Source organism: Candidatus Neomarinimicrobiota bacterium, assembly GCA_022573815.1.
Taxonomy (GTDB): domain Bacteria; phylum Fidelibacterota; class SORT01; order SORT01; family SORT01; genus JACZTG01.
Genome location: JACZTG010000008.1, coordinates 40,461 through 52,813, shown reverse-complemented (window position 1 = coordinate 52,813; position 12,353 = coordinate 40,461). Strand labels below are relative to the sequence as shown.

14 protein-coding genes are annotated in these 12,353 nt (G+C 41.5%); 6 read left to right on the top strand and 8 right to left on the bottom strand.

The features are described from left to right. The first annotated feature begins 9 nt into the window (after positions 1–9). The 5 genes from IIB39_05065 to IIB39_05045 are packed head-to-tail and all read left to right on the top strand — an operon-like array spanning position 10 to position 3,063. On the top strand, positions 10–927 hold the full coding sequence (locus IIB39_05065; protein ID MCH8928070.1) for a zinc ribbon domain-containing protein: 918 nt from the start codon (positions 10–12) through the stop codon (positions 925–927). Between the two features lie 56 nt (positions 928–983). Next, positions 984–1,457, top strand: a complete 474-nt coding sequence (locus IIB39_05060; GenBank protein ID MCH8928069.1) for a cytochrome c-type biogenesis protein CcmH — start codon at positions 984–986, stop codon at positions 1,455–1,457. Positions 1,458–1,467: 10 nt separating this feature from the next. Continuing rightward, complete coding sequence (locus IIB39_05055; protein ID MCH8928068.1) at positions 1,468–1,884, top strand: zinc ribbon domain-containing protein; 417 nt, start codon at positions 1,468–1,470, stop codon at positions 1,882–1,884. A gap of 2 nt (positions 1,885–1,886) precedes the next feature. Beyond that, positions 1,887–2,597, top strand: a complete 711-nt coding sequence (locus IIB39_05050) for an HAD hydrolase-like protein (GenBank protein ID MCH8928067.1) — start codon at positions 1,887–1,889, stop codon at positions 2,595–2,597. Positions 2,598–2,619: 22 nt separating this feature from the next. Continuing rightward, positions 2,620–3,063 (top strand): DUF2914 domain-containing protein, encoded by a 444-nt coding sequence (locus tag IIB39_05045; GenBank protein MCH8928066.1) that lies wholly within the window; start codon positions 2,620–2,622, stop codon positions 3,061–3,063. 4 nt (positions 3,064–3,067) lie between these two features. Here IIB39_05045 and IIB39_05040 read toward each other — a convergent pair whose 3' ends face one another. From IIB39_05040 to IIB39_05015, 6 genes are read right to left on the bottom strand one after another with little or no spacing between them, the layout of a single operon-like run. After that, entirely contained in the window at positions 3,068–3,883 is an 816-nt protein-coding gene (locus IIB39_05040; GenBank protein MCH8928065.1) for a carbon-nitrogen hydrolase family protein, read from the bottom strand. A gap of 2 nt (positions 3,884–3,885) precedes the next feature. Then, a complete protein-coding gene (locus IIB39_05035; protein MCH8928064.1) occupies positions 3,886–4,668 on the bottom strand; it encodes a type III pantothenate kinase in 783 nt (260 codons plus the stop codon). 5 nt (positions 4,669–4,673) lie between these two features. Beyond that, positions 4,674–5,426: a biotin--[acetyl-CoA-carboxylase] ligase gene (locus tag IIB39_05030; GenBank protein MCH8928063.1), complete on the bottom strand. Its 753-nt coding sequence runs from the start codon at positions 5,424–5,426 to the stop codon at positions 4,674–4,676. A gap of 2 nt (positions 5,427–5,428) precedes the next feature. Next, positions 5,429–6,991 carry a methylmalonyl-CoA mutase gene (locus tag IIB39_05025; protein ID MCH8928062.1) on the bottom strand — a complete coding sequence of 521 codons (1,563 nt, stop codon included), beginning with the start codon at positions 6,989–6,991 and terminating at the stop codon, positions 5,429–5,431. Further along, the gene (locus IIB39_05020) at positions 6,988–7,488 is read right to left on the bottom strand and encodes an acetyl-CoA carboxylase biotin carboxyl carrier protein subunit (protein MCH8928061.1); all 501 of its coding nucleotides are present in this window, start codon (positions 7,486–7,488) and stop codon (positions 6,988–6,990) included. The genes IIB39_05025 and IIB39_05020 overlap by 4 nt, the downstream gene beginning before the upstream one ends. Next, entirely contained in the window at positions 7,485–8,981 is a 1,497-nt protein-coding gene (locus tag IIB39_05015) for an acetyl-CoA carboxylase biotin carboxylase subunit (GenBank protein MCH8928060.1), read from the bottom strand. Before IIB39_05015 ends, IIB39_05020 begins: the two co-directional genes overlap by 4 nt. Positions 8,982–9,324: 343 nt before the next feature. On the opposite strand from IIB39_05015, the gene IIB39_05010 reads away from it, so the two are divergent. After that, positions 9,325–10,683: a tetratricopeptide repeat protein gene (locus IIB39_05010; protein ID MCH8928059.1), complete on the top strand. Its 1,359-nt coding sequence runs from the start codon at positions 9,325–9,327 to the stop codon at positions 10,681–10,683. A 20-nt stretch (positions 10,684–10,703) separates the two neighbouring features. On the opposite strand, the gene IIB39_05005 is transcribed toward IIB39_05010, so the two are convergent. Then, positions 10,704–11,951, bottom strand: a complete 1,248-nt coding sequence (locus IIB39_05005) for an adenylosuccinate synthase (GenBank protein ID MCH8928058.1) — start codon at positions 11,949–11,951, stop codon at positions 10,704–10,706. Positions 11,952–12,012: 61 nt separating this feature from the next. Next, the gene (locus IIB39_05000) at positions 12,013–12,351 is read right to left on the bottom strand and encodes an STAS domain-containing protein (GenBank protein ID MCH8928057.1); all 339 of its coding nucleotides are present in this window, start codon (positions 12,349–12,351) and stop codon (positions 12,013–12,015) included. Between the last annotated feature and the right edge of the window lie 2 nt (positions 12,352–12,353).

The window sequence follows — 12,353 nt, the reverse complement described above, 5'->3', positions numbered from 1 at the left end:
GGGCGGAGGATGAAAAGTAAATCAAATCTGATAATATACATGATTCTGTTCGTATCATTGCATTATAGCAATGTCGTGTTGGCTCAGGAAAATCCTATTCATATTTCAACAATGAAGATATCTCTTTGGTCAGAATATGATAATCAAAATGTGCTTGTGATGTATAAAGGGAGCGTAAGCGCGAACGTGAAATTGCCGGTCAAAATTAAATTCAGCATCATTCCGGGCGTTGAGCCGCACGTGGCATCTGTTACGCCGACCAATGACCACATTCATGACCCTTTCGATATTGAAAAAGAAGAAGGTGATACCTACGTAAAATTCCTCTTAAAAGAAAGGGATTTTGCAATTGAATATTATTATAAAGCGTTCCCAAAGTTGGGATCGAACAAATCGTTTATCTATAATTATAAATCGTATTATCCGATAAAAAGTTTTTCATACGAAATTCAGCAGCCGATAAGCGCAACGAATTTTATCACACAGCCCTCAAGCATCAGAACTGTTTCAGACAGCAAAGGAATTCTCAACCATTTAGTCCTGACAGGTAAAGTAGCAGCAGGCGAGATTAAAACTGTCAGCGTGAGCTATTTTAAATCGAGTAAAAAGACAAGTTTACAATTATTAGAAAACCCTGACGGGAAATGGAGCGCATATAATATAATTTCCACAATTGTACTCGTGATGTTAGTTGGTTTGCTTATTAAGTCTTACATTAAAAAAGGCGGCGGAAAGAGGAGCAAAATTCAAAGAGCAGGCGCTAAAAGAGCCGCTCAGAAAGTACAGAGTCATAATCAAGAGAGAAAAATTCCCGTTGAGAAATTGGAGTATAGATCCGATAGAGTTCCAAAATTCTGCTCTAATTGCGGAGAAAAAGCAGATGTTGATGCGAATTTCTGCGGAAGTTGCGGTAACTCATTAGGTTAATAATAAAGTTGATAAATGTTATATGAAGAGTTAAATTTGAGCTGAAAGGGATGAAAATGAAAACGATATATAAATTTATTATATTAAGTTATTTACTGATTCTTCCGTTCGGCAGTGTGGCAGTGTCACAATCGAAAACCAACGCGGATGATGTTATTCACAAGCTTACATGTCAGTGCGGTACCTGTCCTAATTTAGCCCTTTACTCCTGTTCCTGCGGCACAGCGGAACGTATGCGTACAGAGATAAGAGATTTGATTGACAAGGGTATGGAATCGAATGAAATTATGGCACGGTTTATATCAACTTATGGGGACAGAGTATTGGCTACTCCAAGGGCTGAAGGATTTTATCTCACCGCATGGGGAATGCCGATTCTGTTAATATTAGGTTTCGGCACATTGATCATTATTACTTTAAAACGCTGGTCTTCGAGCTCGGCAAAAGCAGCTGTAGCAAATGCTCCGGGGAAAAATAAAGTGATTAACGAATATTCAGACAAGTTGGATTCTGAGCTGGACGATTTTTAGTGGGGATTGATTGACATTTCTGATTATGGGAATGCTGGTAGCGTTCATTATCTATATATTGCTTCGTCCTGTCCTGAGCGAAAAGTATAAGGTAGACTACAGAAGAAGCGATGAAGCTATCGCAATTGCGGAGCTGGAAAGAAAGAAGTCCGGTCTTATCAGGGAAATAAAGGATATAGAGCTCGATCATCAAATGGATAAAATTGATGACGCTGATTTTGAGGAACTTACAAACTCATATCGATCTAAAGCTATGGCGGTGATGGAAGAGCTGGATTCTATAAAAGGCGTCAGCGAGAAAAAGGAATATTCGGTCAGTTCCGAATACAACGTTCCCGAAAAAGAGCAATCAGGTTTTTGCAAGGAATGTGGTAATCCGCTATTCAGTGACGCTTCATTTTGTGGAGTTTGTGGAAACCAAGTTTAACTTTGTCGGATAGTCCCAAAGCTTTATTCCTGTTTGATATTGACGGTACTCTGATTTCTACCGGAAAAACCGCCCGAAATATATTCATTGAAATCGTTAGGGAGCTTACCGGTAAAGAAGTGACATTGGAAGTTCGCCAGGTAGCCGGATTTACAGACCCTAAAATCCTCGAAAATATGCTGCAGCGTGCGGGATTGAATGACATTGAAATACCTAATGCTATGGAAAAATTCTTTCCTGTTTATTACGAACGACTGGAAAAAGAATATCATTCCGCGGAAGATAAAATCCTATTCAGCGACATTTCTGAATCCCTTCCGGAATTGTACGAAGTGGACAATATTTATCTGGGATTAGTTACCGGAAATATGGAACGCTCGGCAATGATAAAATTGTCTCCTTTCGGATTAGAAAAATATTTTGACTTGGGCGCTTACGCAAGTGACGAAGCAGACAGGAATGAATTACCTCCTATAGCTGTGGCGCGCGCGGAAACGCTATGGAAAAAGAAATTCGGGATGGATGAAGTATTTGTTGTGGGCGACACTATCTTCGATGTTGAATGCGCTCTACACAATGGATTCAGGGCGATAGGCATAGCCCGTAATGACGGCGAGAAAGAGATGGAGCAGTTAAAAAACGCCGGCGCATCATGGGTATATACATCGCTTCCGGACGTACCGCAACTTAAGGCTATTGCAAATTTAAATTAACCGTATAGATTATATGTTTGTAATGCGGGACAAATTCAATATCATCTTCTTATTTTTTATTTTGTACCTGATTTCCGGTTCAGCAATTTCTGCACAGGGCATTCTTAAGATCGAACGAATAGCTATTGCTGTCGCTGTGGAAGATCGTCAGCCTATAGGAGTATCAGATGTATTCGCTGATACTGTAGGAGCGCTTTATTGTTTTACCGAGATTAGGGGGATGGGAGAAACCACCACCGTGAGCCAGGTCTGGTATTATGGCGAAAAACGGATGGCGGAAGTAAAATTAACTGTGCGGGGATACCGATGGCGGACATGGTCAACAAAAGTTATGCAGGTTGAGTGGACGGGGGATTGGCGCGTTGATGTTGTATCTGAAGACGGTAAAATATTAAAATCAAAGAGGTTTCGAATCGTGGCAACAAATGAATCTGTAGCTGTTCCGGACACTCTTTCCAATCAGTAAATAGTCAGCTGATAATACCGTAACTTCCCGGTCGTCTGTCTTTTAAAAAATAATTTGTCGCATGAGTATCCTTCAATATTCCGAAATCCAGATCGGCATAAAGTATCGCTTCCTTTCCGCTTGGAGCAGATGCGAGTACGCTGCCATCGGGAGTGGTAATAAAAGATTCTCCCGCAAAAGTCAGTTCGCTTTCCTCTCCAACCCTATTCACCAATGCAACAAAATAGCCGTTCTGGAAAGCCGCAACCCGGACTTCAGCTTCATATAGTCCGTTGGGCCATTCACCGACAGTTCCCGCTTGCGGAATCAGTACAAGTTCGGCGCCTTGTAATCTCAGCGCGCGCATAACCTCAGGATAGTGCCTGTCATAGCAAATGGCTACGCCGATTTTGCCGACAGCTGTGTCGTAAACACCGGGAATGTTGGCAGAAGGTGAATAGTAATCCTGTTCATGAAAATATTCATAATCGGTTATGTGCATCATTCGCGTTACACCGAGAATTGAGCCGTCAGAATCAATTACGGGGGATGAGTCGTAAGTTTTTGATCCGTCGCGCTCAAACAAATTCAATACGATTACCAATCCAAGTTCTTTAGCTTTGCGACAGAACAGATCAGTCAGATCACCGGGGATAGTTTCTGCCAGCTCCATGTGCTTTCCGTCTGAATGACATCTCGGGTAAAAAGGTTCGAACGCAAGCTCGGCATAGGCCACAAGATCGGCGTCGTTGGATGCGGCCTCTTCGAGCGCAGCTAATCCTTTGCTGATATTCTCTTTTTTATTCGGTGTGACGAATTGCTGAACCAGCGCAATTTTCAATCTTATTTTTCTCCGGTTTTTTTGTTATCCATTTGCCAGATATAATTCAGGCCTTCAAGAGTGAGATGTGTATTGATTTTATCTACTGTTCGACATTTTGGAGTTATGATGTGAGCGAATCCGCCTGTAGCGACAGTGTTTACTTTTTCTCCTAATTCCTTTTCGATGGCAGTTACAATTGAATCAACAACAGCAACGGCTCCGTTCATTATTCCCGATTGCATTGAATGAATAGTGTTTGTTCCTATTATCTTTTCGGGAAAGTGAAAATCTATTTTAGGCAGCTTGGCAGCTCTCCTGAAAAGATCTTCCGCGGAAGTTTCTACTCCGGGCGCAATAATACCTCCTAAGTATTCGCCTTTTTTCGAGATTACGTCAAATGTGGTCGCAGTTCCGAAATCCACAACTACCAGAGGGAGGTCATAATCCCGTACTCCGGCAACCGCGTTACATATTCTGTCCGCACCTAACTGTTCGGGATTGTCTATCAATAGCGGAACTCCACAATCTAATTCGTGAGAAACTATCAACGGAGTCTTACTTAAGTATTTTTCCGACATATGGGCGAAGACATCAGTGAGAGAGGGAACTACAGATGATATTACTATTCCTGTTATCATATCGATTGATTTGTCAGCATTAGAAAGAAATTGATTTATGAGAACGCCATATTCGTCTGAGGTTCTGTGGGTGCTGCTTGTGGTTCGCCAATCGTAAGCAAGAGTGGAATCAGAAAATAATCCCAAAGTAGTGTTGGTATTGCCTATGTCAACTGCTAATATCATCTATTCTATTCCTCCATATCCAAAGAAATTTCTCCATATTGTATATTATGTATTCTTCCTGCTTCTTCCCGGAGCTTGAACGAAAGGTCGGCAGAAACGTCATTAAAAAATCCACGCAGCGTTTCACCGTTGGTCATTAAGGTAACTATCCGGTTTGAATGAATACATTTGTTCTCCCACATATTAATAGTGCACTCAACTCTATTGGAATAATAATCGTCAAATATAGATAGTATTCGATTCATCAGCTGTTCACCGTTAACTTCCTTACCTGTTACTTCTTTGATGGAAATAGCTTTATTCCGCAGCTCCTCAGGATAATCTCCTGAAGAATGATTGAGGTTAATTCCTATGCCGACAACAGCGTGTTGCAGCGTTTCTCCCGAGATTACCGTCTCCAACAAGATGCCGCCGAGTTTTTTCCCGTCCATATAAATATCATTAGGCCACTTAATTCCGGCGGGAATTTTTGTTACCTCCTCAATAGCCATGCACACGGCTACGGCTGATTGGAGAACAAGAAAGTTTGCTTTTGTTGCTTCCGTCATTGGTCTGAGGAGAACTGAAAAATATAATCCCATTCCGGGAGGGGAATACCAAATTTTTGTGCGTCTGCCTCTTCCTTGAGTCTGTGATTTTGCGAGAAACACTGTTCCCTCGGCGGCTCCTTCAGCAGCAGCCAGAAGAGCGGACTTATTGGTGGAGTCCACACTGTCAAATCGGATTATAGTGTTACCAAGAGGCACGGAAGGATGCATAGCTAAGAAGGAGTATACTCCCCGAACACTTTTCTTAAAGAATCGGAAATTTCTCCGAGAGTGGCTTTTGTTTTAACGCAATTAAATATATCGGGCATAATGTTTGCTGTGCTCTCGGCAGTTCGAGACAACTCCGATAACGATTTTTCAACGGCGTTCGAATCTCTTTCGTTTTTCAATTTGGATAAATTTTGAGATTGTCTCTCGGCGATCTTCGGATCAATTTCAAGAGTTTCGGGTTCAATTTCCTCGTCCGATTGATATTTATTCACACCCACGATAACAGATTCCGAGCTTTCAATAGATTTCTGATATTCATAGGCGCTTTTAGCGATTTCCTTCTGGATATAGCCGGATTCGATCGCCTGTAACGCTCCGCCCATATCATCAATTTTGGAAATAATCTCAAATGCCTCAGTTTCAAGCCGGTCGGTGATGTGTTCTACAAACCAGGAACCTCCTAAAGGATCAACTATTTTCTCAACACCTATTTCATTAGCGATAACCTGCTGAGTGCGGAGGGCAAGCCGGACTGAATCCTCAGTCGGCAGAGCAAGCGCTTCGTCAAAAGAATTTGTGTGAAGCGATTGGGTCCCGCCAAGAACGGCGGCAAGCGCCTGAAGTGAAGTGCGGACGATATTCACAGATGGCTGTTGCGCAGTAAGGGTGGAGCCGGCAGTTTGTGTATGAAACCGTAAAGCCATGCTTTTCCGGTTTTTTGTTTTAAATCGTTCTGTCGCAATTCGCGACCAAATACGTCTTGCTGCTCTGAACTTTGCTATTTCCTCAAAAAAATCGTTATGACAATTAAAGAAGAATGAAAGATTGGGAGCGAATGAATCAAAATCCAATCCGGCAACGATTGCAGCATCACAATAAGCGATTGCATTGGCGAACGTGAATGCAAGCTCCTGTGCTGCCGTCGCTCCTGCTTCCCTGATATGATAGCCTGATATTGAAATGGTATTCCAGCTCGGCAGATTTTCCGAGCAATAAGCGAACGAATCGGTAATCAGCCTCATGCTTTCTGACGGCGGATATATATAAGTTCCGCGAGCGATATACTCCTTTAACACGTCATTCTGGATTGTGCCCGAAAGTTGGGATAAGTCGGCGCCGTTTGATTCGGCGACTGTTGCGTAAAATGCCAGCAGAATAGGCGCGGTGGAGTTAATTGTCATCGAAGTTGATACTTTCTGAAGATCTATCCCATCGAATAAGGTCTCCATATCAACGATGCTGTCAATTGCCACACCGACTCTGCCTACTTCGCCTTTGGCAAGCGGATTGTCGGAATCGTAGCCAATTTGAGTCGGAAGGTCAAACGCTACCGATAGCCCTGTGATACCCTGTTCAAGCAAAAATTTATAACGTATATTTGATTCCTCTGCGGAGGCATAACCTGCGTATTGCCGCATAGTCCATAATTTTTGCCGATACATTTCCGGATATATTCCACGTGTAAACGGCGGATTGCCCGGATCGCCTAAATCTTTATTATAATCGTGCGATGCGTCTGCCGGTTTGTAAAAAGGTTTGTCGGTATTAATTTTAGAAGCGCTCATTTGATAACCATCAGTAAAGAATTATTTGAAACGCTTTGACCTTCTGAAACAGTGATTTTTATGATTTTACCTTTAACCGGAGATTTAATCTCATTTTCCATCTTCATAGCTTCAAGAGCAAGTAACGGGGTGCCTATTTCAACGCTGTCGCCTATAGATACATTAATTCTGACTACGAGACCGGGAATAGGCGCATGTACATTACCCAAATTCTTTTGAGATGGTTTCCGAATTCCATATTCTTTTTGCAGCAGGCTGAGTCTGTCTTCAATCTCAACAGATAATTCCTCTCCGTTAACTGATGCGATGATACCATTGGCGGTTTTTGTAATTGAAATTTGGAACGAATGATTATCAATCAGCAGATGAAAAATTCCGCTGCTCATCTGTACTAAATCAATAGTTTCGCCGTTAACGGAAGCCACTTCTATATTATTTCCTTTTCGGTCGAGGGTAAACGAAAACTCTTTATCTCCAATTTTACTTGTGTATTTCATCTTAAAGAGGATTTTCTGCCGTGAGTTTTCCACCGGGAACCGCTTAAATTCGATGCCTTGCCATTTAAATTGTAATTTGGCGAGGAGGAGAATTTAAACGCGGATGCTCCAATGGCAGCAGCATTTAGCAGATGCCCATTAACGATTTTGTTTTTGGAATTACCTATTTTGCCTGTAAGATTAAGGTCATACTTACCGTTCCTGAATTCTGCGTTTGTCAAAACCTTTTTACAAAATGGAAGGGAAGTCGGCAGACCCGCAATAATGTATTCTGATAACGCTCTCACGCATCGGTCAAGCGCCTCATCCCTGTCATTTCCCCACACAATTACCTTAGAAAGGAGCGAATCGTAATAAGGAGATACAACCGTACCGGCTTGAACACCGCTGTCAACCCTGACACCGGGTCCTCCCGGCTCAAAATAATCGGTGATAGTGCCAATGGCAGGCGCAAAATCATTAGACGTATCTTCCGCGGTGATTCTGCATTCAATCGAATGACCTGAAAACGAAATGTCGTCCTGAGAAAATGGGAGCTTTTTACCTTCGCCGATTCTTATTTGTTCCTTGACCAAGTCAATGCCTGTTCTCATTTCGGTGACGGGATGCTCAACCTGCAAGCGAGTATTCATTTCGAGAAAATAAAAATTCATACTGCTGTCAATCAAGAACTCCACAGTTCCTGCGCTTCTATACTTAGCCGCTTTAGCTAAATCTACGGCAGCTTTTGCCATCTTTTCCCTGATATCGTTCGTGATAAACGGGGAGGGTGATTCTTCAATGATTTTCTGGTATCGGCGTTGAACCGAGCATTCTCTATCGCCGAGATGAACAACATTTCCGTGGCTATCGGCAAGAATTTGAATTTCTACATGATGAGGATCTTCAATCAACTTTTCAATAAAAACAGATGGATCATTAAATGATGACTCAGCTTCTGAACTTGCGGTTCGGAACTGTTCTTCAAATTCAGCTGCCGAATTCACTGTTCGCATTCCTTTTCCGCCGCCGCCTGAAACCGCTTTCAGCAGTAACGGAAACCCGATTTTTTCAGCAAATTCAAATGCGGGTTCCACAGCTTTGAACGCTTCAGAAGAACCGGGTACGGAAACGATGCCGCATTTATCCGCCATATTCTTAGCTGAAGTTTTATTACCCAGTATTTTCATAGATTTCGATGAGGGTCCCAAAAAGATAATTTTATTTTTCTCTACTTCAGAGGCGAATTCGCTGTTCTCAGAAAGAAAACCGTATCCGGGGTGGATTGCATCAACGCGTGCGGATTTGGCGACTTCCATGATCTTGTCAATCCGCAGATAGCTTTCTGCGGCAGGCGGTTCTCCAATGGAGTAAGCTTCATCCGCATATAAAACGTGTCGGGAAAGTCTGTCGATATCGGAAAAAACCACAGCCGACGTTATATTAAGTTCGCGGCATGCTCTTATAATCCTGAGCGCTATCTCTCCTCGATTAGATATGAGTATCTTTTTTATTTTCAATTTTATTCAACTTGGTCAGCTTGTATCAAGGTAATGAAAATAATACTAATCTTCCTCTCCAATAGTCAAGATGTTTGAAAAGGTCAGGTTTGGGCATTTCAGACCGAATTTGTAATGTATTGGCACCACGCTTTACCTGTATTCCTTAAATGTTCATAACCAAGAATTAGAATCAGATCACCTAATTTAAAGTAGCGTTTGATAACGAAATCACTGAATATTACAGTTAAAATAAAGATTGCATAGGTATTGTAATTTTATTAAAATATAAAAGAATTTTTTTGGTGGCTCACTAATTCAATCCACCTGATAAGAAAAACGATAATACGCGATATTTATGACCACCACGCCGGACATAATGGAAGATATAAAATCTTACACCGAAATTCTTAGTGACTTCGAATTGGAATTTCTCCTCAGAACTGCAGCTGAATGTAAAATGATTCGCAAGGATGATGGACTGGCGGAATTTATCGAAGCATTTGAAAAAACACCCGACGATGATCAAAAAGCTGAAATATTAAAAGCGTTAGGCAATATTGCTATGGGTGTTGACGGTCCTTTATTGGCGGGCGAATTCCTAATGAAAGCCTATTCTATTTCTAAATCAGATAAGGTGAAAACCAAGGTTAATACCGCATTAGCAAATTATCATATAAGTTTATCTCAATACAATAAAGCATCAGAGGCTATTGATGGAGCAATGACCACTGCTACCGATGACTTCCAAAGCGCGGACACACTTAGCGCTAAAGGTACGTTGAATCAAAGAAAAGGCGATTATAAAGGAGCCATCGCTTTGTACGGGAAAGCAGTTTCACTTTATTGGAAGGACGAAGCTCACAAAGAAATCTCCGAAATTCATAGTAACATCGGCGACGCTTATCTGGCTACAAATGAAATTGAATTGGCGCTGGACTCTTACAGAGAAGCGCTGCGATTTGCTCAAAAAACCAAAGGAAAAATTCCGTTAGCTCCTTTATTCTTTCGTTTAGGGGAGTTGAATCTGACTACGAATAAGATCATTCCGGCGATTACATATTTCGAGGATTGCTTGAAAGATAAATCGTTCCCGCTATTGAGAGTGAAAAGTTTACGAAAATTAGCACAATGTTACTCAATTATCGGGGGAGAAAAAGATGCCAATAACTTATATGAGGAGGCCATCTCTCTGGCGACGTCCCTGTCGGATGATTCTGAAATAGCGTTAAGCAGAGATGAATTTTCTGCACATCTAATCTCAAGCGGAAAGTTTAAGGAGGCTAAAGAACTTGTAGATAAGAATTATAGTCTAAGAGCCGAATATTTTTCAGGAAAGGGAAAAGAACTGCCAGGTGCGTGGAATTATGCTGAATTGTTATATAAAATTTACTCACATCAAGAAATTAAAAGTGAACCTGAAAAGGGAAGTAATGCCTTAGACGAAACAACCGATAAAGCGTTATTAACCGGTGAAATAGTGTCTGAGGTAAGAAAGCTGATAGAGATGATGCATCATGTTATGGACAGACCGAAAAACATAGCTCTTGATTATGAGAATCTGTCGCTTAAAGAAGCTGTGAGATTGTTTAAAAAGGAATTCCTGACAGAGAAGCTTGCGATTAATAATTGGGATAAGAATAAAGTAGCTGATGATTTAGGCGTCACTCTGAGTAATCTTTACCATCATCTTGAATCACTTGGAATGAATAAATAGCTTCAGTGTCAGAGCGAATATTATTTCGTAAGTAAATTTTCTCTGCCGGGAGCGACAGAAATCATATTTATCGGAAAGTTTAAAAACCCTTCTAACGCGGTTATATAATCCTTAGCTTTTTGTGGAAGCTCGTCATAGACAGTGACATTATCAAGCGGAAGCTTCCATCCCTCGAATGATTCGTAAATTGGAGTCACTGAATTAAACTCATCTGCATTTATCGGGAAGTGATCTATTAGAACACCGTCATTAGCATATCCGACACAAACCTGAATTTGATCAAGATCGTTCAACACATCAAGTTTTGTCAGGGCAATTTGAGTTGATCCATTGATATCTATGGAGCGTTTTGCCAAAGGAACATCAAACCATCCACACCTTCTCTCTCTGCCTGTTGTCGCTCCAAATTCATATCCGGCTTCCCTTATAAGTAATCCGATTTCTCCTTTCAGCTCTGTGGGGAACGGACCGAGACCGACTCTGGTTGTGTATGCTTTCATTATAGATACTACCTCGTCAATCTTGGTGGGACCTATTCCCGTTCCTGAGCAAGCGCCACCTGCCGACGAATTAGAAGAGGTGACGAATGGGTAAGTTCCATGGTCAATGTCCAGGAAAGTTCCTTGCGCGCCCTCTAATAGAATATTTCTACCGTTCAAAATATCGCGATTTAAGAGTGAAGTTACGTCAGATATGAATGGCTCAAGCTTTGAAGCATTTTCATAAAATGCGTTGAATATTTCATCGAATGAAGGCAGGTCGCTGATATTCAACGAATCAAAGTTTCGAAGCAGTTTAGTTCGAAATCCTTCCTTGTCAAGAACATCTATGGCTCGAATTCCAACACGGGCTATTTTATCGGTATAAGCAGGTCCGATTCCTCTTAAAGTGGTACCGATGGCAGCTGAACTGAGTTCAGACGCTTTATCTGCAATCTTATGCAGCGGCGTTACGAGATGAGCGTTTTGGCTGACGAATAATCGGTCTTGTACACTTATGTCTTCGCTGTTTAAGAACTCAATCTCAGACAGAAAAGCTTCAGGGTCGATTACAACGCCGTTTCCTATATAGCAGGTTGTGCTTTTTCGAAGAATGCCGGACGGAATAAGGTGTAATATAAACTCTTTACCATCAAAAATTATTGTATGCCCTGCGTTTGCCCCGCCTTGATAGCGCGCAACAACATCCATTTTTTCCGAGAGAATATCGACGATTTTTCCTTTGCCTTCGTCGCCCCACTGACCGCCTACAACTATTGTTACAGGCATAGAAAAATAAAGTTCGAAGTATTAATAATGTATCCTATTTAGTAAAAACAGCCAGACTAAACTACATGAAGCTTGCGATGGCTTCATCCATATTATCGTATGATGTGAAAACCGAAGATAATTTAGTTATATTAAGAATATTTTTAATCTTATCGCTTGGATGAGCTAGACAGAGATTCCCACCGTTGTTACGGACAGTCGTAAGACCGCTGATTAAGATTCCCAACCCGGAGCTATTTATCCAATCAACACCCTTTAAATCAATCACAACGTTCTTAACATCCGCGTCAATCAGCTTATGCAATGATTCATGCAGTTGAGTTGCATCAGGACCACCCATCAACTTCCCCTGCAACTGTAGAACAGTCACATTACCTTTGTCGATTTGTTTTAATTCCATGA

Excerpts from the sequence above, each read along its gene's own strand:
- IIB39_05035 (MCH8928064.1), bottom strand. The coding sequence starts at position 4,668 with ATGATATTAGCAGTTGACATAGGCAATACCAACACTACTTTGGGATTA.
- IIB39_05005 (MCH8928058.1), bottom strand. The coding sequence starts at position 11,951 with ATGCCTGTAACAATAGTTGTAGGCGGTCAGTGGGGCGACGAAGGCAAA.
- IIB39_05065 (MCH8928070.1), top strand. The coding sequence starts at position 10 with ATGAAAAGTAAATCAAATCTGATAATATACATGATTCTGTTCGTATCA.
- IIB39_05030 (MCH8928063.1), bottom strand. The coding sequence starts at position 5,426 with ATGCATCCTTCCGTGCCTCTTGGTAACACTATAATCCGATTTGACAGT.
- IIB39_05045 (MCH8928066.1), top strand. The coding sequence starts at position 2,620 with ATGCGGGACAAATTCAATATCATCTTCTTATTTTTTATTTTGTACCTG.
- IIB39_05020 (MCH8928061.1), bottom strand. The coding sequence starts at position 7,488 with ATGAAATACACAAGTAAAATTGGAGATAAAGAGTTTTCGTTTACCCTC.
- IIB39_05025 (MCH8928062.1), bottom strand. The coding sequence starts at position 6,991 with ATGAGCGCTTCTAAAATTAATACCGACAAACCTTTTTACAAACCGGCA.
- IIB39_05010 (MCH8928059.1), top strand. The coding sequence starts at position 9,325 with ATGACCACCACGCCGGACATAATGGAAGATATAAAATCTTACACCGAA.
- IIB39_05060 (MCH8928069.1), top strand. The coding sequence starts at position 984 with ATGAAAACGATATATAAATTTATTATATTAAGTTATTTACTGATTCTT.
- IIB39_05000 (MCH8928057.1), bottom strand. The coding sequence starts at position 12,351 with ATGGAATTAAAACAAATCGACAAAGGTAATGTGACTGTTCTACAGTTG.